General features: G+C 67.1%; 19 protein-coding genes and 2 tRNA genes. 17 read left to right on the forward strand and 4 right to left on the reverse strand.

Annotation, left to right across the window (positions count from 1 at the left end; genetic code table 11):
• The first annotated feature begins 6 nt into the window (after positions 1-6).
• From serS to JOD63_RS17245, 7 genes are all read left to right on the forward strand, one after another.
• On the forward strand, positions 7-1,281 hold the full coding sequence (serS, locus tag JOD63_RS17215; RefSeq protein ID WP_045274606.1) for a serine--tRNA ligase: 1,275 nt from the start codon (positions 7-9) through the stop codon (positions 1,279-1,281).
• On the forward strand, positions 1,278-2,186 hold the full coding sequence (locus JOD63_RS17220) for an HAD family hydrolase (RefSeq protein ID WP_045274605.1): 909 nt from the start codon (positions 1,278-1,280) through the stop codon (positions 2,184-2,186). Before serS ends, JOD63_RS17220 begins: the two co-directional genes overlap by 4 nt.
• Before the next feature lie 118 nt (positions 2,187-2,304).
• A tRNA-Ser gene (locus JOD63_RS17225) sits at positions 2,305-2,389 on the forward strand.
• A gap of 49 nt (positions 2,390-2,438) precedes the next feature.
• Positions 2,439-3,734 carry an LCP family protein gene (locus JOD63_RS17230; RefSeq protein ID WP_045274630.1) on the forward strand — a complete coding sequence of 432 codons (1,296 nt, stop codon included), beginning with the start codon at positions 2,439-2,441 and terminating at the stop codon, positions 3,732-3,734.
• Positions 3,734-5,065, forward strand: coding sequence for an LCP family protein (locus tag JOD63_RS17235; RefSeq protein ID WP_045274604.1), 1,332 nt, complete (start codon positions 3,734-3,736; stop codon positions 5,063-5,065). Before JOD63_RS17230 ends, JOD63_RS17235 begins: the two co-directional genes overlap by 1 nt.
• A gap of 118 nt (positions 5,066-5,183) precedes the next feature.
• Positions 5,184-5,275 (forward strand) — tRNA-Ser (locus JOD63_RS17240).
• 757 nt (positions 5,276-6,032) lie between these two features.
• Entirely contained in the window at positions 6,033-7,496 is a 1,464-nt protein-coding gene (locus tag JOD63_RS17245; protein ID WP_045274602.1) for an MFS transporter, read from the forward strand.
• 55 nt (positions 7,497-7,551) lie between these two features.
• On the opposite strand, the gene JOD63_RS17250 is transcribed toward JOD63_RS17245, so the two are convergent.
• The 3 genes from JOD63_RS17250 to JOD63_RS17260 are packed head-to-tail and all read right to left on the reverse strand — an operon-like array spanning position 7,552 to position 9,256.
• Positions 7,552-8,730 (reverse strand): NAD(P)/FAD-dependent oxidoreductase, encoded by a 1,179-nt coding sequence (locus JOD63_RS17250; RefSeq protein ID WP_045274601.1) that lies wholly within the window; start codon positions 8,728-8,730, stop codon positions 7,552-7,554.
• Positions 8,727-8,930 (reverse strand): ferredoxin, encoded by a 204-nt coding sequence (locus JOD63_RS17255; protein ID WP_045274629.1) that lies wholly within the window; start codon positions 8,928-8,930, stop codon positions 8,727-8,729. Before JOD63_RS17255 ends, JOD63_RS17250 begins: the two co-directional genes overlap by 4 nt.
• Before the next feature lie 8 nt (positions 8,931-8,938).
• A complete protein-coding gene (locus JOD63_RS17260; RefSeq protein ID WP_045274600.1) occupies positions 8,939-9,256 on the reverse strand; it encodes a hypothetical protein in 318 nt (105 codons plus the stop codon).
• A gap of 136 nt (positions 9,257-9,392) precedes the next feature.
• Here JOD63_RS17260 and JOD63_RS17265 point away from each other — a divergent pair, with 136 nt between their 5' ends.
• A complete protein-coding gene (locus JOD63_RS17265; protein ID WP_157003930.1) occupies positions 9,393-9,821 on the forward strand; it encodes a hypothetical protein in 429 nt (142 codons plus the stop codon).
• 1 nt (position 9,822) lies between these two features.
• Here JOD63_RS17265 and JOD63_RS17270 read toward each other — a convergent pair whose 3' ends face one another.
• Positions 9,823-11,097 carry a TetR/AcrR family transcriptional regulator gene (locus JOD63_RS17270; RefSeq protein WP_045274598.1) on the reverse strand — a complete coding sequence of 425 codons (1,275 nt, stop codon included), beginning with the start codon at positions 11,095-11,097 and terminating at the stop codon, positions 9,823-9,825.
• 155 nt (positions 11,098-11,252) lie between these two features.
• Here JOD63_RS17270 and JOD63_RS17275 point away from each other — a divergent pair, with 155 nt between their 5' ends.
• The 9 genes from JOD63_RS17275 (at position 11,253) to JOD63_RS17315 (ending at position 18,611) form a co-directional block, all read left to right on the forward strand.
• Positions 11,253-12,176, forward strand: coding sequence for an alpha/beta fold hydrolase (locus JOD63_RS17275; RefSeq protein WP_045274597.1), 924 nt, complete (start codon positions 11,253-11,255; stop codon positions 12,174-12,176).
• Between the two features lie 10 nt (positions 12,177-12,186).
• Positions 12,187-13,263, forward strand: coding sequence for an amidohydrolase family protein (locus JOD63_RS17280; RefSeq protein ID WP_045274628.1), 1,077 nt, complete (start codon positions 12,187-12,189; stop codon positions 13,261-13,263).
• A 19-nt stretch (positions 13,264-13,282) separates the two neighbouring features.
• Positions 13,283-14,437, forward strand: coding sequence for an amidohydrolase family protein (locus JOD63_RS17285; RefSeq protein WP_045274596.1), 1,155 nt, complete (start codon positions 13,283-13,285; stop codon positions 14,435-14,437).
• Complete coding sequence (locus JOD63_RS17290) at positions 14,437-14,820, forward strand: Rieske (2Fe-2S) protein (RefSeq protein ID WP_045274595.1); 384 nt, start codon at positions 14,437-14,439, stop codon at positions 14,818-14,820. Before JOD63_RS17285 ends, JOD63_RS17290 begins: the two co-directional genes overlap by 1 nt.
• 26 nt (positions 14,821-14,846) lie before the next feature.
• Positions 14,847-16,103: an NADH-ubiquinone oxidoreductase-F iron-sulfur binding region domain-containing protein gene (locus tag JOD63_RS17295; RefSeq protein ID WP_211088152.1), complete on the forward strand. Its 1,257-nt coding sequence runs from the start codon at positions 14,847-14,849 to the stop codon at positions 16,101-16,103.
• Positions 16,100-16,414, forward strand: a complete 315-nt coding sequence (locus JOD63_RS17300; RefSeq protein ID WP_211088153.1) for a ferredoxin — start codon at positions 16,100-16,102, stop codon at positions 16,412-16,414. The genes JOD63_RS17295 and JOD63_RS17300 overlap by 4 nt, the downstream gene beginning before the upstream one ends.
• A 123-nt stretch (positions 16,415-16,537) precedes the next feature.
• A complete protein-coding gene (locus tag JOD63_RS17305; protein ID WP_211088154.1) occupies positions 16,538-17,932 on the forward strand; it encodes an aromatic ring-hydroxylating oxygenase subunit alpha in 1,395 nt (464 codons plus the stop codon).
• Positions 17,933-17,938: 6 nt separating this feature from the next.
• The gene (locus tag JOD63_RS17310) at positions 17,939-18,241 is read left to right on the forward strand and encodes a hypothetical protein (protein WP_045274593.1); all 303 of its coding nucleotides are present in this window, start codon (positions 17,939-17,941) and stop codon (positions 18,239-18,241) included.
• A gap of 22 nt (positions 18,242-18,263) precedes the next feature.
• A complete protein-coding gene (locus JOD63_RS17315; protein ID WP_052682362.1) occupies positions 18,264-18,611 on the forward strand; it encodes a 2Fe-2S iron-sulfur cluster-binding protein in 348 nt (115 codons plus the stop codon).
• The last annotated feature ends 11 nt before the right edge of the window (positions 18,612-18,622 follow it).

Consider the following 18,622-nt stretch of genomic DNA (forward strand, 5'->3'; position numbering starts at 1 on the left):
TGCAGGGTGATCGATCCCGTGCTCCTCCGCGATGAACCTGAGCTTCTCAAGCGCTCCCAGGTGGCGCGAGGGGAGTCGCCCGACACCGTCGACGCCGCCCTCGACGCAGACCGTGCCCGCCGCGCCGCCATCACTGCGTTCGAAGAGCTGCGCGCAGCCCAGAACGCGCACGGCAAGCGGGTGGCCCAGGCGCCCAAAGACGAGAAGGCCGCGCTCGTCGCCGAGGCCAAGCAGTTGAGCGAGCAGGTCAAGGCCGCCCAGCACGCGGTCACCGCGGCCGAGGAGGCGGCATCCGTCGCCCTGTCGAAGATCGAGAACGTCGTGATCGACGGCGTGCCCGCCGGCGGGGAGGACGATTTCGTCACCCTCCGCACGCACGGCGAGACGCCCACCTTCGACTTCGAGCCGCGCGACCACCTCGCGCTCGGCGAGATCCTCGACGCGATCGACATGGAGCGCGGCACCAAGGTCTCGGGAAGCCGCTTCTACTTCCTCAAGGGCATCGGCGCGCGACTCGAGCTCGCCCTCATGAGCCTCGCTCTCGACCGCGCGCTGCAGGCCGGGTTCATCCCGCTCATCCCGCCGACGCTCGTTCGCCCCGAGGTGATGCGGGGCACCGGGTTCCTCGGTCAGCACGCAGCCGAGGTCTACCACCTCGAAGAAGACGACCTGTACCTCGTCGGCACCAGCGAGGTGCCCCTCGCCGGCTACCACATGGACGAGATCCTCGACCTCGGGAAGGGCGCGAAGCGCTACGCCGGCTGGTCGACCTGCTACCGCCGCGAGGCGGGGTCGTACGGCAAGGACACCCGCGGCATCATCCGCGTGCACCAGTTCAACAAGCTCGAGATGTTCGTCTACACGACCGCGGAGGATGCCGAGGCCGAGCACCTGCGGCTGGTGGCGCTGCAGGAGGCGATGCTCCAGGATCTCGGTCTCAGCTACCGCGTGATCGACGTCGCCGCCGGCGACCTCGGCTCGAGCGCCGCCCGCAAGTACGACGTCGAGGCCTGGGTGCCCACGCAGGGCGCGTACCGCGAGCTCACCTCGACCTCGAACTGCACCACCTACCAGGCCCGCCGCCTCGACATCCGCCACCGGCTCCCCGCCGACCAGGGCGGCAAGACGCAGCACGTCGCCACCCTCAACGGCACCCTCGCGACCACCCGCTGGATCGTCGCGCTCCTCGAGACGCACCAGCGCGCCGACGGCTCGGTGGTCGTGCCCGAGGTGCTGCGCCCCTACCTCGGCGGCCTCGAGGTCATGGAGCCGATCGCGTGAGCGAAGCGCACCTGCCGCCGACGGGCTCCATCAAGGTCGTGAAGCCTGCGAAGGCCGCGAAGCTCGTCGAGCAGGTCGCGCGCGACACCGAGGAGGCGCCGGCGGTCGTCGAGCGCCTGCTGATCGTGCTCGACATCGACGGCACCGTGCTGCTCGAAGACGAGTCGCTGAGCCCCGGCGTCGTCGAAGCCGTGGAGCACGCCCACCGCACCGGCCACGAGGTGATGATCGCCACCGGCCGCAGCTGGGAGGGCACGCACGAGATCCTCCGCGCCCTGCAGATCGCCCCCGAGTTCGTCGTCTGCTCGAACGGCGCCGTCGTGCTCAAGCGCATCGACGCGACCGACCTGTCGTACGAGCGGTGGCACGTCGAGACGTTCGACCCCGCCGAGGTGCTGACGCTGCTCAAGGAGCACCTTCCCGACGCGCGCTACCTCGTCGAGCTCCCCGACGGGCACCGCCTGTTCACCGAGCACCTCGACGACTGGAACCTCACCCGCGCCGACCGCGTGCCGTTCGAGGAACTCGCGAAGGCGCCGGTCTGCCGCGTGGTCGTCGTCGCGCCCGAGAAGGGCGAGGGCGACTTCGTCGAGCTCGTCTCGCGCATCGGCCTGCACCAGGTCTCATACGCGGTCGGCTGGACCGCGTGGCTCGACATCGCCCCGCTGGGCGTCGACAAGAGCACCGGCCTCGAGCGGGTGCGCACCGAGCTCGGCATCGACCCCGCGCACGTGCTCGTGATCGGCGACGGCCGCAACGACCTCGGAATGTTCGCGTGGGCCCGGCAGAACGGCGGACGTGCCGTCGCGATGAAGCAGGGCCCGCAGGAAGTGCGGGATGCCGCGACCGAGGTGACGGCATCCGTCCACGAGGGCGGCGTCGCCGCGGTGCTCCGCAGCCTCTGACGGCTCGCACTTCGCGTATCCAGGGCATCCACAGATGCCGCTGGAAGAATCTTCTGCGGAGCCGTCGGCTAGACTCGACGCCTGATCGACGGATGCCACCTCGCGCGGCATCCGATCGGGAGGGTTGTCCGAGCGGCCGATGGACCTGGTCTTGAAAACCAGTGGGCAGCAATGTCCCGTGGGTTCGAATCCCACACCCTCCGCGACAGCATCACGTCGAGGAGACTCCAGAACCGGAAGAACCCCGAGAGGATGCGAGTGAGCGCACACAAGCCCGCCACACGTGGCCGCCGCACGGTGGCGCGCCACGGCGAGCTGTCGTCGCCGCATCCGGTCTCGCTGATCCTCAAGGTGATCGGCGTCGTGCTCGCCGTGGTCATGGTGTCGGGCGCCGGCGTCGCGGCGTATGCCGCGTACGACCTCACCTCCGGGCTCACCGAAGACGCGATCGCGCTCGAGGGGCAAGACGCGGTTCCGCCCGACATCGGCGCGATCGAGGGCGGCGTGAATCTCTTCCTCGCGGGGACGGATGCCTGTGAGCCCGAGTACGCCGATCTGTTCGGCGACCGGTGCACCGGCGCCGACGCGGGCGGTGAGCTCAACGACGTGAACATGCTCGTGCACATCTCGGATGAGCCGCGGCGCGTGACGGTCGTGTCGTTCCCGCGCGACCTCATGGTGTCGATCCCCGAGTGCACCCGCGAAGACGGCTCGACCAGCGCGGCGATGGACTACCAGCCGCTCAACACCGCGTTCACCGTCGGCGGCCTCAACTGCGTGGTCAAGACGATCTCGCAGCTGAGCGGCATGAACATCCCGTTCGCGGCGAAGGTGACCTGGGGCGGTGTGATCGAGATCACCGACGCGATCGGCGGCGTCGAGGTGTGCCTGGCCTCGGGCATCAAGGACCCGTACACGGGCATCGACTGGCCGGCCGGCAACCGTGAGATCTCGGGGATGGATGCGCTGCAGTTCCTGCGCACGCGCCACGGCGTCGGCGACGGTTCCGACCTCGGCCGCATCGCGAACCAACAGCAGTACATGTCGCGTCTCGCACGCAAGCTCATCAGCGACGAGGTGCTCGCCGATCCCGCGACGCTGTACCGGCTCGCCACGACAGCGGTCGACAACGTCACCCCCAGCCAGTCGCTGACCAACCCGCTCACCCTCGTGCAGATCGCGCTCGCCGTGAAGAACGTGCCGTTCGACGAGATCGTGTTCGCCCAGTACCCGGTCGCCGAAGACCCGTGGGATGCGAACAAGGTCGTTCCCGACGAGGCCGCGGCCGACGAGCTGTGGTCGGCGCTCGCAGCGAACGAACCGGTCGAGCTCAGCGGCGAGATAGGCTCCAACGGCGGGGTCGTCGCAGGCGATGACACCGAAGCGGATGCCGGCGACACCGAGGCGACCGCGACCCCCACCCCCGAAGCCACGGGCGAGGCGACCGCCGCGCCGACCGAGGAGACGATCGAGCTGCCCAGTTCCATCACCGGGTCCACCGCGGCCCAGTCGACCTGCTCCAACGGCAACCTCCGCGGTTCCGACTGATGGCGCGACGGAGTGCGGCCGGCGCAGCCGGCCGGGTCACCGTCGCGCGTCACGCGCAGAGCGACGAGCGGCATCCGCTGCTCCGTCTTCTCGCACTGGTGCTGGTCGTCGTCGGCGTCTGCGCGGTGAGCGCGACCGGCGTGGCCGCGTATTCGCTCTGGGATGCGGCATCCACGGTCAAGGATCAAGCCGTCGTGCTGAACCCCGACGAGGAGCTCCCACCGTCGCTCGGCGCGATCGAGGGCGGCGTCAACCTGCTCATGGTCGGCACCGACACGTGCGAGGGTCAGGACGTCAAGCTCTTCCCCCGCTGCGCCAACAACGACTCGCCGGGCGAGCGCAACGACGTGACGATGCTCGTGCACATCTCCGACGAGCCGCGGCGCGTGACCGTCGTGTCGTTCCCGCGCGACATGATCGTGCCCATCCCGGCCTGCCCCGACGGCGCCGGCGGCAGCTACTCCGCGATGAGCGCCCAGAAGATCAACGAGTCGTACACCTACGGCGGACTGGCCTGCACCGCGCTCGCCGTCGAGTCGCTCATCGGCGACAAGATCGACTTCGCGGCCGCCATCCGCTGGACCGGCGTGATCAACATGTCCGATGCCATCGGCGGCGTCGACGTCTGCATCGCGGGCGACATCAGCGACCCGCACACGAACCTCACCCTCACCGCCGGGCAGCACACGCTCGTCGGCGTCGAGGCGCTCCAGTTCCTGCGCATCCGTCACGGCATCGGCGACGGCTCCGACCTCGGCCGCATCTCGAACCAGCAGCAGTTCATGGGCTCGCTGGTGCGCAAGCTGCAGTCCGACTCGGTGCTCGGCGATCCGACCCGGCTCCTCACCCTCGCCACGACCGCGATCAGCCAGGTGCAGCAGGGCCAGCTCGTGCTGAGCTCGGGTCTCACCAACCCGACGCTCATGGTGCAGATCGCCTTGGCCGTGAAGGATGTCGCGTACGAGGACTTCGTGTTCGTGCAGTACCCGACGCAGTACGTCACGGTCGGCACCACCGAGCAGGTGTGGCCGGTCACCGAGGCCGCCGATGCACTCTTCGCGGCAGTGCAGGCGAACGAGCCGCTCACGCTCACCGGCGAGGCGAGCCAGGGCTACGGCGTCGAGATCACCGGCCAGGCCGAGAAGCCGGTGGCCACGCCGAGCGCCACCCCGAGTGAGTCCGGGTCGGCTGGTGATGCGGGTTCGGGTTCTGGCGCGACCCCCTCGCCCTCGGCTTCCGCCACGGCCGAGGCCGAGGATCGTGTCGAGCTGCCGTCCGACATCGCCGGCCAGACCGCCGACGACGTCACCTGCACAGTTCCCCAAGGCTGAGCGCCGGGTCGGTGGCGTTCCCGGCTCTGCCGGGCTTCGGCTCGGGATGTGGTTCGGTCTGCGTGTGCCGGCAGGTTATGATTGCTGAGGTCATCTGCCGATTCGTCGACGGATGCCTGGAGACGTCGCATAGTCAGGCCTAGTGCACCACCCTGCTAAGGTGGAGTCCCCTCACGGGGACCGAGGGTTCAAATCCCTCCGTCTCCGCCAAAAACCCCCGGTAATCCGGGGGTTTTCGCATTTGGGTCAGAAGATCATATTGCCCGTAGACGGCCCCAAATCAGGGTCAGGGGTCCCCCAGGGGTCCCCCGCCGACTTTCGCTCCTCCGCGCGGGCCAGTCTCTCGGCGTGGTCGCGCCGCTGGTCCTCGCCCAGGATGTGTGCATAGACGGCGAGGACGGTGTGAGCCTCGTCGCCGAGATGCTCGGCTACCTCGCTGACCGGCGTGCCCAGGCGCAGCCGTCGCCGTCGCCGTTGCCCCGCGGGCAGCGCGCGGGACTCGCGCGGGACAGCGCCGTGAATGCGCTGCTCGACTTCATCCCACTCGTAGTGTGGGTCGTCGTCGCGCCCCTGTGGTCGAAGTGTCCGCTCGCTCACTCCTCGTCGGCGGGGCTTGCGGGGTTGCGCTCGCGGTCGTCCACAACGTCCCGCGGAGCGTTGTGTAGGTGACTTGCGCCGCGACTGGGCGGCAACGCGGAGCGCGTTCTCTGCCCACCCAGCGTTGAGGAAGCCCCGATGCGCGGCGCCGCTCGCGTGCAAACCATCCTCGGCCGAACTCTTGCGGTGACGACCATGCGGCTATACGATCCGGAGCAAACATTTGATGCACTGCTGTTGCACGTTACCAACGGACGCAGCGCCCGAACCGCAACGTCGCGGAGCACCGGCTCCCTCACCGTCGAAGGACTCGAGTATGACTACACATAGTTCACCCACCACCTCTCAGGGGTGGACCCCACGGATGGTCGTGACGACCATCCTGCTGGCATGCGTGTTGGAGGCGGTGGCGCTCGGTGCCATCATGATCTCAATCGCCCTGCCGAGTATCCTCGAGGAGTTCCCCACCGATCAGGGTGGCTGGCTCCTGTCGACGTACTACCTTGCCGGTGCCGTCGCGGCGCCGATCCTTGGTAAGTGCGCCGACCTCTACGGCAAGAAGCGGATGCTGCTGATCACGATGGGCATCTCGGGCCTCGGCATCATCGTCGCCGTACTGGCGCCGAGTTTCGGCGTGCTGCTGATCGGTCGCACGATGCAGGGTGTGATCCTCGCGACGCTCTCGCTGACCTACTCCCTGATCCGTGATATCTTCCCGCCGAAGCCGGCAGCCTTCGCCGCCAGCATCACGGTTACGGGGATGGGGATCTTCGGCATCGTCACGCCGCTTCTGGTGGGCATCCTCATCGCGGCTTTCGGATGGCGAGGAATGTTCGGTTTCGACGCCGTCTGGACGCTGGGTCTGCTCCTGCTCATCGCCGTCGTCGTGCCTGAGTCATCGCTCCGCCGGAAGGCCCGGCCCGACATCCTGGGTGGTGTGCTCCTTGCGCTCGGCGTCGTCGGAATCCTGCTCTACGTCAGTCTCGGGCGACAGCTGGGGTGGGTTTCGCTCGTGTCCCTCGCATCCCTCATCGGAGGCATCGCGTTCTTCACGTGGTTCCTCCTCCACACCCGACGGGTGGCCGAGCCCATCATCGACGGCTCCCTGTTCCGTCGTCGACCGGTGATCTTCGTCGTCCTGTTCGGGGCGGTCGGCTACGCGCTATCGGCCACGATCGGCCAGCTCATGCCGCTTCTCGCGCTCACCAGCGCAGAGGACGGCGGCACGTATGGCCTGGGTCTCACGACCGTCGAGTATGCCGCCGTAGAAACCCCACGCGCGATCGCCGCCGCCGCAGTCGGCATTCTCCTCGGCATCCTGGTCGCGCGCGGACGATCTCCGCGGATGTTCATGGTGCTCGGCATGAGCTTCTGGCTCGCGGCGACGCTCTGGCTCATCTTCTTCAACGACACGCAGTACTTCCTCACGATCGGCGCGCTGCTCATCGGAACCGGTGGCGGCATGGTGAACGCGTCGCTCCCCAATGTCGTCATTCAGGCGACTCCGGCGGACAACCAGGGCTCCGTCGCAGGAACGGTGCAGCTGTGCCAGACCGGCTTCGGCGCCGTCGCACCCGTGTTGATGTTCGCGATCCTGGCGCCCTATGCGATGCCCTCGTCGACCGGTGGCATCGTCTACCAGGAGACCGGCTTCACGATCTGGCTCACCTGCGCCGCGGTGACCGCTGCGGTACTCCTCCTGCTGGCCGCAACCGTGCTGCGTCCCCGGAAGGGTGACGTCGTCTCGCCGCTCCTGGTCTCGGGCAAGCGCGCGGCCGCCACCGAGGGCGGTGGCGAGGGCGTGCGCGAGCCCGCCGGACAGCCCACGACTTGACCAGGACGAGTTGAGGGCGGCCGGCGCGGATGACTCCGCGTCGGCCGCGCTGTGCTCAGGCGAACTGAGCGGCGGCGTACCGGGTGGCTGACTCTGCCACCTCGCGTTGCCACACGCGCAACTCTCTGGGAGGTGTGTTGATCCCCACGACGCCGAGGATGCGTCCGAGCGATCGATACGCGGTGACGAAGCTTCCTTCCGACACGCTTCCTGAGACGATCTCGGCCTCGTCGTACCCACGCAGGTAGCCGTGCGTCTGGATCTTGACGCCGAACTGATCGGACCACGAGTACGGCACCGAGAAGAAGGGCTCGCCGCGCCGCCCCTCTAGCTCCGCCAGGAGTGTGCGCGCGGCGTGCGCGCCCTGAAGCGTCGCGTTGGTACGGTGCTCGATGCGCATGGACACCCCGTAGGCGGGGTTGAACCAGCGGGCGACATCGCCGGCGGCGGTGACGTTCTGCGCGGCCACGCACGTCGCGTCGCATACGACCCCGTCTCCGAGCGTCAGCCCGCTGTCGGCGAGCCATTCCGTAGCGGGTTCGGACCCGATGCACGCGACGACCACATCGGCCTCGACGATCTCTCCGCTGGACAGGGACACCTCACCGGCGTCGGCGCTGAGAACGGTGGAGTTGGAGAGGATGCGCACGCCCTGCGCGCGATGGAGGCCGGTGATGTATGCGCCGATCCGCGGTCCGAGGACGGTGGTCAGGGGTGCAGGACCGTGGTCGAGCAGCGTGACTCGGCATCCCAGGAGCGCGGCCGATGAGGCGATCTCGGTTCCGAGCAGTCCCGCTCCGATCACCACGACCCGGGCATCGGGGCGCAGTGCCGCCCGCAGTGCTCGCGCGTCGTCAATCGTGCGAAGTACATGTTGAGTGGATGCCGCCGCCACCGGGCGCGGGCGGAGCCCGGTCGCGATCACCATTCCATCGAACGCGATCGTCTCGCCGCGGTCGAGATCCAACTCACGGTCTTCAAGTCGGAGACGCTCCGCGCGTCGACTGAGAAGGAATTTCCCTCCGAGCCCACCCAGATCGTCGTCGCTGCGGAGGCTCAGCCGGGCGTCGTAGCCTGCGTCTTTGAGGAGTTGCTTCGACAGGGGCGGGCGGTCGTACGGTGCATGGGGCTCATCGCCGATCACCGTCAGCGCTCCGGTGAATCCCTGACGCCTGAGCTCTTCTGCCGCCGCGAGTCCGGCCGCGGCCGCGCCGACCACGACGATGTGATTCACTCCCGCACCAGCCTGAGTGCAGCCGCTGGGCAGATCGTCACCGCTTCGCGCACGTCGTCGATGAGGTCATCGCCGGGCTCCTCGATCAGCACGATCGCCACGCCGTCGTCGTCCCGCTGATCGAACACGTCGGGCGCGGCCATCACGCACAACCCGGATGACACACAGCGCGGCTCGTCGAACTCCACCTTGTTGCGCATGATCACCTTCAGCCGATCGCGTCGAAGCCCGCGATCACGGGCGGATGGGCTGCTACGTCGACGAACGCGGCGGCGCCCGGCACTCCGGGTGTGCGCATGTCGGCGAGAACATCGTTCGCGGGGCGGCTGATCCGGTACACGGCGACGAAGCGCGTTGGATGCTCGGCGTCGCTCCCGCGGTAGCGCTCGACACTTTCGATCCCCGGAACTCGTTGCCGAAGCTCCGGCACGTGGACCTCGTCGTACCAGCGATGGAAGTCGGGCTCGGAGACCCCTGGAGCAGGCGTGGTCGTCACGATGAGAAGGCCTGTCGAGGCGTGGTCCATGTCAGCTCCCTTGCCGATCCCGGGGCGACGACCCGTTGGACATCGCGCGGTCAGATTCTAACCCGAATCAACTATTTGCTCTACGGATGGATCCGATTAGGCTCATGCAATGCCTACTGCAGTGGTCAGAGTCATCGTGGACGCGACGCCCGATCCCAAGCGTTTGGCGGGCGGCGTCGCGCGCCTTCGCGCGCAGGGGTTCACCCTTCTCGAGCATTCGACGCGCCCCTCCGACGCCGACAGCATCGAGATCGCGCTCCTACGAGACGACGAGGACTTCGAGTGGTCCGATGATGATGCGGTCTCGTTCTGCCAGCAGGTCTTCGATGCGCCAGCCGCACTGGGAGTCACCACTTTCGTGAGTCGGGGAACCGACGACGACGCCCGCTCGGTGCTGGCACGCTTCGACCTCGTGGGGGATGTGCGTAGGGCCGTCATCGAAGGCAGCGACGTCGTCACAGTGACTGTGCCGCGCGCCGAGATGAGGCGTGTTCCCGAGAGTCGCCTGCACACGGCGCTGGAGGCCGCGCTCAACGCCGAGGTGCAGATCGTGCTGACGGACTGATTCAGCGAGGCTGGAGGAGGCCGCGGAGCACGGAGTTTCTGAGGAAGCGCAGGGTTCGCCGCCGATCGGCCTTCGTCCGATACGGATACGGCACCCAGAGGATGAATCGGAACTGCGGACCCACATCGGAGGGGAGACCGAGGTCGCGAATGTCTCCGGACTCCCGGCCGTGCGCGAGGACGCTCTCCACGTAGTGGAGTCGAGTCGAGGTGCTCTCCTGGAAGGCCTGGACGGCCGGAATGCTCACGCGGCTCGACGACCAGCCGACCTTGACGATCTCGGATTCGAGCTGGAAGCGGTGCTTGGCTTCGACGAAGATCAGAGCGAGTGCGTCGAGGGTGGCGATGTCCGAGTCTTCCGCCGCTCGGATGGCCTCGTAGGCCCGCTCGATGTGGTCCTTATAGGTCTCGACGATCTCGGTGAGGATCTCCTCCTTCGATCCGACGCGGCGGTAGAGAGTGCCCATGCGCACACCGGCTGCGTTCGCGATGTCCCGCACGGTCGTGGCGTCGTATCCCCGGCGTGCGAACTCCGCTCGCGCTGCGTTGACGATGTGCTCGCGGCTCGTGGGGTCCTTCGCCGGCGAGGACTTTCCCCACGACGCGATCCCCTCGAGCGCCGCACGCATCGCGTCGGAAGCGTCGAGCTCTTCGTCCGTCGGGGCCGCCGCCAGGAATCCGTCGAGCAGCATCGAAATCTGTAGCCGCGCGAGTGCCTCCGGATCGTCAGCTTCCGGCGTGTTGATCGCGGCATTGATGCTGAGGAAGTGGAGGGCGAGCGCCAGCCGTTCGGTGTCCAGACTCGCGTCCGGGCTGGGGATCAGGCGGTCGACGGCCCGCTTCCAAACGCGCTCCAGCGACGGTGCACTGGTGCCGACGGCGGCGCGCAGCCGCTCCGTCGATACGCTCGGGGCGTCGTAGGCGAAAAGGCGCATCGCCGCTCGATGCCGTAGTGAGAACGCGATCACGGTGGCAGAGACGTCGACCAGCCGATCCCGGGGGTCGCGGTCGACGTCGTCGAGCAGCCCGGTCAGAGTCTGGATGAGATCGGCTCGATCGTGCTCGAACTCCGCGAGGATCTCGAGCGCGATCTCCTCTTTCGATGTGAAGTGGTGATAGAGGCTCCCCGGCAGGATGCCGACGGCCGTCGCGATGTCGCTCATCGTCGTGGCCGAGAATCCCGACTGCTCGAACAGCTGCGCGGCGATGTTCCTGATCTCGGTGGTGCGGCTGCTCTCTTCGACAGCGGTGCCCTGCACGTCTGTGGGTGTGCCCATCCGTGAATTATCCACTTCCGCCGGCCTCGCGTGCGGGCCGACCTGCCGAATCCGAGTTGCAATGGTTCCGGAACAAATATTAGGTGCGCAAGGCACTTCTCTGCATAATCGGTCGTGCGTGATGCATCGAAGCGCGCGCAGAGAGGGCGATCTCGATGGCGACGATCGAAGTGAACGGCGGTTTCGTGGAATACGAGCTCCTCGGGCCGACCGATGGCGAGGTGCTCACGATCACCCCCGGCGGGAGGTTCAGCAAGGACTATCCGGGTGTGCGGCCCTTCGCCGAGGCTCTCGCGGCCGCGGGCAAGCGGGTGCTGATCTGGGATAGGCCGAACACCGGCCGGTCCGACATTCAGCTCTATGGCCCCTCGGAGTCGCACATGCGCGCCGAAACACTCGCCGGCATCGTCCGTGCGCTGGACCTCGGCCCGGTGGTGGCGCTCGGTGGCTCGGGCGGCGCGCGCGACTCGATCGTCTTCGCGGTCGAGTATCCGGAGCTCATGAGGAAACTCATCGTCTGGTCGATCGTGGGTGGCGCGTACTCGTCGATGAGCCTGGCGAACGTCTACGTGATGAACGAGATCCGCACCGTACGGCGCAGCGGGATCGACGGCATTCTCTCCCATCGAGGTCCTGCGGGAAGCTGGGCCGATCTCGTCGAGGGGAACCCCCGCAACCGTCAGCGGCTCATCGACCTGGGTGCCGACGAGTTCGAGAAGGTCATGTGGCGGTGGTTCGAGGCCTACGTCCCGAAGGCCACCGAGGCGATTCCGGGCGTCCCCGACCACAAGATGCGCAGCATTTCTGTGCCAACACTCGTCGTGCGCGGAGGAGAGGCCGACCTCGATCACCCCAAGCGCACCTCGCTCGAGGTGCACGCGCTCATCCCGGGCTCGCGGCTCATCGATCCGCCGTGGCCGGAGGATGCGTGGGAGCGTGCACAGGAGGCGCGTGACGCGGGCCGAGGGGGAATCTTCGACCCATGGATGCTTGCCGTGCCCACATTCCTCGACTTCGTCGACGAGCCCACGGGCGAACTCGTTTCATCTGGGCTTGCGAAATCCGGCACGGAGCAATAGTTTGTTCCGCATGCAACGAAGCGCCGCATCCGGACCTCGCGTCGACGCGAGTGTGCACGTTTTCTTCTCGTCGGACCGTGAACTCCGCGACTACCTGGGCGAGCCATGGGCGAGCCGTGGTTTTCCGACCTACAACACGACGTACACCGCGCCGCACGGCGGGCGCTTCCTCCGTGACTCGCAGTCGCAGCCGGGACTGCACGCCGGCTCGGACCCGGAGTTCGTCGGGCGTGAGGTGATCGATCAGCGTGGCTTCGACTTCGCCGTTCTCCATCCGATGTCAGTCGGGATGCTTCCCGACTGGCACCTGGAGTCGGCGATCCTCGAGGCGACGAACCGGATGCTGGTCGAGCGGTGGCTCGACTCCGGCACGTACGCTGAGAACTTCCGCGGGACGATCCGGGTGAATCCGAACGATATCGAGTCCGCGGTCCGCGAGATCCGGCGCTGGGGGAGCCACCCGAAAGTCGTGCAGATCGGTCTTCCGATGCAGACACAGGCGCCCTACGGCCGCCCGCAGTACGCGCCGATCTGGCGAGCTGCTGTCGAGGCCGGCCTTCCCGTCGCGATCCACTGGGAGATGGGAGCGGGGATCACTCACCCGCCGACACCGAACGGCGTCGCGCACACGTATCAGCAGCTCGTCGGGTTCCAGCCGCTCACCTTCGTCTACCACCTCATGAACATGATCGTCGAGGGTGTCTTCGAGCAGTTCCCCGACCTCCGTGTGGTGTTCGCGGACGGTGCGGCCGACATGCTGACGCCGATGATCTGGCGGATGGATACGTTCGGTCGCCCGCACTTGGAGCAGACGCCTTGGTCGCCCCGCATGCCCAGCGATTACCTGCCTGGGCACGTGTGGTTCGTCAACGGCATGCTCGACGGCCCCGGCGATGTCGACTACGCCTCGGAGTGGCTCCGGATGACGGGCAAGGAGGACATGCTCATGTTCGGCTCGAGCTACCCCGACTGGCAGACCGCGACCGTCGATGCACTGCCCTCGGCTTGGACCACGGAGCAGCAGGACAAAGTGATGTGGCGGAACGCGGCATCGCTCTATGGCCTTCCTGTTCCCGCACACGTGTGATTCGTCGAAGGAGACTGAAATGACAACGATCATCACGACGTCCGACGTGAAGCAGGAGGCGGCCACCGTCCCCGTGCGGGTCGTCGACTGCGACGTCCACCCGTACCCGCGCCGCGGCGACCTCCAGGAGTTCCTCGACCCGAAGATCGCTAGGCATCTGCGCCTCAAGGGGGAGGGCGCCAACAACGGCGTCTTCTACGACGCGCCGGACTTCTATCACGCGAACGCGATGCGGGTGGATTCTTTTCCCGACGACGGCGAGTTCGCGTGCAGTGATCCCGCGCTCGCATTCCAGCAGCTCGTGCTCGACTCGGGCTCCGACCTGGTGATCCTGGGGCCGACCTCCGGCGGCGGTGGTGACACCGACGAGGAGACCACGGCACTTGCGGCTGCGACGAACGCCTGGCAGGAGGCGCGCTGGCTCGACTCCGAGAACAACTGGCACGGCCGGTTCTACGGGTCGATCTGCGCCAACATCAGCGACCCGGAGCGAGCCGCGCTCGAGATCGAGGCCTGGGCGGGGCACGAGCGGTTCAAGCAGATCCTGATCCACGCCGAGCCGCGTCCGTCGTGGGGGCACCCGAAGTACGACCCGATCTGGGCGGCGGCGGTCAAGCACAATATTCCGATCGCGTGCCACCTCGGGCGCGGGCAGCACAACCTGCTTCCCATGAGCCCGGTCGGGTTCATGACCTACAACCACGACTTCATGGTCACGTACTCGATGCTCGCGGCGAACCAGGTCATGAGCCTGATCTTCGACGGCGTCTTCGAGCGCTTTCCGACGCTCCAGTTCCTCTTCATCGAGCACGCGTTCTCGTGGATCCTGCCGCTGATGTGGCGGATGGATGCGATCCATGCCGCGCGAGGGAACGAGACCGGCCTGAGCAAGGAGCCGTCGCAGTACGTCAAGGACAACATCTGGTTCACCACACAGCCGCTCGACTACCCTGACGACAAGCTCGAACTGGTCCGCGCCCTCGAATGGATGGAAGCCGACAAACTGCTGCTGTTCTCGTCGGACTACCCGCACTGGACGTTCGACGAGCCGCGCTGGCTGGCCAAGCACCTCCCCGAGCGGATGCGCGAGCCGGTGATGTTCGGCAACGCGACGAAGCTCTTCGGTCTCCCGACCGAGGTCGCGCCGCTCCCCGGCCAGGTTCGAGCCTTCTGATGGCGAAGAACATCGGGCTGGCCACCGGACGCGAGCACGTGGTTGCGACGGTCGACGAGATCCCCCCGGGCGAGCACAAGGTGGTTCCGATCGGTCGCTACGGTGTCGGCGTCTACAACGTGGATGGCTCCTTTTACGCGATCGCGAACTACTGCCCCCACGAGGGCGGCCCGCTGTGCGTCGGTCGCACGCGGGGCACGAACGTCGCCGACGACGAGCGACCCGGCGGCGCCCGTGAGAGCCGCCCGGGCGAGTTCATCTACTGCCCGTGGCACCAGTGGGGCTTCGAACTGGCGACGGGCACCACGACGGTGAAGCCGGAGTGGAGCATCCGCACCTATCCGGTCCGCATCGACGGCGACAAGGTTCTGGTGACCGCATGATCTCTCTTACGGACCCCGCGCTCGACGTGCCGGTTGCGCACTTCCCCGGACTCGAGCCGCGATTGCTGCGTTCTGCGGCGGTCGAGGACCTCGCATCGTACCTCGACAGCGGCGGGTACGCACCGTTGCGAAGCCCGGACTCGCTTTTCGATCACGTGGCCGCGGCAGGGTTGCGTGGGCGCGGGGGCGCGGCGTTCCCGCTCGCGCGCAAGATCCTCACGGTGCGGTCGGGCGCAGCATCCCCCGTGCTTGTCGCCAACGGTGAGGAGGGCGAGCCGGCATCGATCAAGGACAAGTGGCTGCTCCGGCATCGCCCCCACCTTGTATTGGATGGACTGCGACTGGCGGCCGCGATGGTCGGTGCGCAGCGCGCTTACGTCTACGTCTCCGACCCGATCGCGGCGCAGAGCGTTTCGCAGGCGCTTGAGGAGTTTCCCGCAGAGGGGTGGAATGAGATCTCCATCTCGGTCCACCGCGTCGAGCCCGCATATGTCGCCGGAGAGGAGACCGCGGCTGTCCGCTCCCTCAACGGCGGCCCGGCGCTCCCCGCGGACAAGCCGCCACGACCCTTCGAGCGAGGAGTCGATGATCGGCCGACTTTGATCAGCAACGTCGAGACGCTCGCGAACCTGCCACTGATCCAGGCGCGTGGCGCGGCGTGGTATCGGTCGGCGGGAACTGACGACTCGCCCGGAACGTTCCTGATGACCTTGACGGTACGCGGCGAGTCGTTGCTGGCCGAGGTGCCTTTCGGGTCCACCCTGCGGCAGGTCCTCGCCTGGCGTGGCATCGACGACGCGATCGACGGGGTGCTGATGGGGGGCTACTTCGCCGGCCTGTTGTCGCCCCGGGTGCTCGATATCCCGCTGGAGTATGGGGCGTTGCGAGATGCCGGGAGTGGGCTGGGATGCGGCGCCGTGGGTATCGTCGATCAGGCCGTGTGTCCGGTCGCGGTGGCAGCGGGCGTGCTGGGGTATTTCGCCGAGCACAACGCCGGCCAGTGCGGCTCCTGCTTCAACGGCACTGCCGCGATGGCAGCCGTCGTCCAGGCGCTGGCGAACGGTCGGGCGCAGACCGCCGACCTCGACCGGCTTCGGCATTGGGCTGCCGATCTGCGCGGCCGCGGTGCGTGCGGCACCCTCGACGGCGCGACGAACATCGCGGCGACCCTACTGCGCGAGTTCCCGGCGCTGGTCGCCGATCACCTCCGGGTGGAATGCGGGAGGTGCGCCGTCGAGGATGCGTCGATGTCCGTCCCCTTCGCAGTCAGGATCGCCTCATGAGCTCGGAACCCATCCGCATCAAGCTGGACCGGACCGTCTGCGACGGCTTCGGCACCTGCGCACTCCATGCTCCGGAGGTGTTCTCTCTGGACGACTGGGGCTATCCGTCGCTGCGTGGCAGCAACGAAGTCGCCCCGGAGCGCGTCTCAGGCGTGCGCCGGGCGATCCTGGACTGTCCCGCGCATGCGATAGCCGAGCTTGACGGCCCCGCGACGATCCCGACCGGGGGAGAACCCGGCACGGCGCGGTCGGCGCGACCCGACGCCCTGTGGCCGCGAGAAAAAAGACCCCCGGCCCCCGACAAGCAGTGAGCTTGCCGACGCACCCCTGAAGTCGTCGCCGCGGCCGTTGCAAAAGGCTCAGGAACGACCTAACCTTGAGCAAATATTTGGTCGCAGCGACGTAGCTGTGATCGAGGAGAGAGAGGTTCAAAGATGACCATCGCTGAATATCTGCCGGTTGACGGCATCGAAGAAGCGATCGCGCTGGGTCCCAACGGAGCCGACGTGACCTCGAAGGTCCCGTTCGCCATGACAAAGCCCCACGAGGTACCGGCGGAGCGCTACTACTCCCGCGAGTTCTACGAGCTCGAGAAGAAGCACCTCTGGCCGAAGGTCTGGCAGATGGCCGCGCGCGAGGAGGAGTTGCCGCACCCGGGTGACTTCGTCGAGTACGAGATCGTCGGCCAGTCCATCCTGATCGTCCGCCAGCCGGACATGAGCGTGAAGGCCCTGCACAACGCCTGCCGCCATCGCGCGACCGAGCTCGCCAGCGGCTGCGGCCGGTTCCCCGGCAACCAGATCGTGTGCCCGTTCCACGGGTGGCGCTGGAAGACGGACGGACAGATCAGCCACGTGTTCGGCCGCGAGGGCTTCAGCGACGAGGCGGTAGACCCGTTGAACATCAATCTGCGCGAGGCGCAGTGCGAGACCTGGGGCGGTCACGTGTGGATCAACCTCGATCTCGAGGCTCCGTCGCTGATCGAATCGCTGTTCCCAGCTGCGAACATCCTCGAGCGCCAGGGCGTGCAGCGCATGAAGGCGAAATGGTGGAAAGAGTCCATCATCAACTGCAACTGGAAGCTCGCGCAGGAGGCATTCTTCGAGGGGTGGCACGTCAAGCAGACGCACCCTCAGCTGTGGACCTACAAGGAGGTCGACGGCGAGGAGGAGATCAACAAGCAGAACGTCGCCTACACGCCCTTCCTCAATGGCCATGGCCGCTTCCAGAGCGGTGACGCACGTTCCAGCTACGGAGGAAAGCCGGACTTCCTGCACTCCGCCCGCATGAACTGGTCGGGTCAGGATGCGATGACCCTCGAGCGCGACGTCACGATCTTCGAGTCGGTCGCCGGTGAGTTGGACACGAGCACGCCCGAGTACACGATGAAGGCTATCGGAGCATTGTACGAGTTCTACAAGGGTGCAGGCATCCCCGCCCCGCCTTTCACGCCCGAGGTCATGAAGCTGTGGGGTGGAGACATCCATCTGTTCCCGAACTACCTCATGCTTCCGATGTACGCGAACTCGCTGGCGTACCGCATCCGCCCCTACAACGATGACCCGGACTGGTGCCGTTTCGAGGTCTGGTCGCTGACCACGTACCCCGAGGGTGAGGATCGCGGGCGTCTCACGCTCACTGGTCGCTACGACAAGGATGACGACGACCACTGGGGCCTGATCCCGCGCCAGGACTTCGCCAACCTCGAGCGCATGCAGCGAGGCATCAAGAACCAGAGCCTGGGTCATACGACGCTTGCCGAGCAGTGGGAGATCACGATCTCGAACATGCACCAGGAGCTCGACCGTCGACTGGCTGCGGAGCTCTGAGCTGCGGTGTTCACCGAGAACTCGGTCCAAGACGTCTCGGTCACGCCCGATGCCCCGTTTGTCACAGCCCTGCTGGCCAAGCTCGTCGACATCGACAAGAACCGGATCAACCGGTCGGACGACCTCGTGCTTCGCAAGGCCGTGTTCGCATTGATCGAGCTGGTCGGCGACCTCGAGGCGCGCGTGCGCGAGCTCGAGGGGCCGGATGCGAGCGAGCGCTGGTACGTCAAGCTCGAAGCCGAGCTCGCCGCACCGACGCCCGACGAGCTGCGCCTGGGTGAACCGGACGAAGCGCGGATGGGGCACTGACACCATGCCCCGCGTGAGGATCATGCCCGCCGACGTCGAACTCGAGGTCAACCCGGGTGAGTCGGTCGCAGAGGCCGCCTGGCGACAGGGCTGGGTCTGGCCGACGCAGTGCTGGGGTCAGGCGGACTGCCTCAGCTGCTTCACTCGCATCGTCGACGGAGAGCAGGATGCCGTACCCGCCGAAGACCTCGAACTGGATGCGATCCGGCTCAAGATGACCGGCAAGATGCGCACCGACGGACAGGTGCGCCTGGCGTGCCAGCTCCGGTGTACCGGTACTGCACTCGTCCTCGAGAAGCGCGGGTTCCGGCGGGAGATTCCCGAGGACAACAACATGCTCACGGCTGAGGCAGAGCCCAGCCGAGCATGAACGACTAGAAG

Origin of the sequence: Microbacterium terrae (assembly GCF_017831975.1) — a bacterium.
In the GTDB taxonomy this organism is placed as follows: Bacteria; Actinomycetota; Actinomycetes; order Actinomycetales; family Microbacteriaceae; genus Microbacterium; species Microbacterium terrae.

Coding starts and splice junctions, on each gene's coding strand:
- JOD63_RS17230 (WP_045274630.1), top strand. CDS start 2,439: ATGCGAGTGAGCGCACACAAGCCCGCCACACGTGGCCGCCGCACGGTG.
- JOD63_RS17315 (WP_052682362.1), top strand. CDS start 18,264: ATGCCCGCCGACGTCGAACTCGAGGTCAACCCGGGTGAGTCGGTCGCA.
- JOD63_RS17285 (WP_045274596.1), top strand. CDS start 13,283: ATGACAACGATCATCACGACGTCCGACGTGAAGCAGGAGGCGGCCACC.
- JOD63_RS17260 (WP_045274600.1), bottom strand. CDS start 9,256: ATGGACCACGCCTCGACAGGCCTTCTCATCGTGACGACCACGCCTGCT.
- JOD63_RS17270 (WP_045274598.1), bottom strand. CDS start 11,097: ATGGGCACACCCACAGACGTGCAGGGCACCGCTGTCGAAGAGAGCAGC.
- JOD63_RS17305 (WP_211088154.1), top strand. CDS start 16,538: ATGACCATCGCTGAATATCTGCCGGTTGACGGCATCGAAGAAGCGATC.
- JOD63_RS17255 (WP_045274629.1), bottom strand. CDS start 8,930: ATGCGCAACAAGGTGGAGTTCGACGAGCCGCGCTGTGTGTCATCCGGG.
- JOD63_RS17275 (WP_045274597.1), top strand. CDS start 11,253: ATGGCGACGATCGAAGTGAACGGCGGTTTCGTGGAATACGAGCTCCTC.
- JOD63_RS17235 (WP_045274604.1), top strand. CDS start 3,734: ATGGCGCGACGGAGTGCGGCCGGCGCAGCCGGCCGGGTCACCGTCGCG.
- JOD63_RS17280 (WP_045274628.1), top strand. CDS start 12,187: ATGCAACGAAGCGCCGCATCCGGACCTCGCGTCGACGCGAGTGTGCAC.
- JOD63_RS17300 (WP_211088153.1), top strand. CDS start 16,100: ATGAGCTCGGAACCCATCCGCATCAAGCTGGACCGGACCGTCTGCGAC.
- JOD63_RS17290 (WP_045274595.1), top strand. CDS start 14,437: ATGGCGAAGAACATCGGGCTGGCCACCGGACGCGAGCACGTGGTTGCG.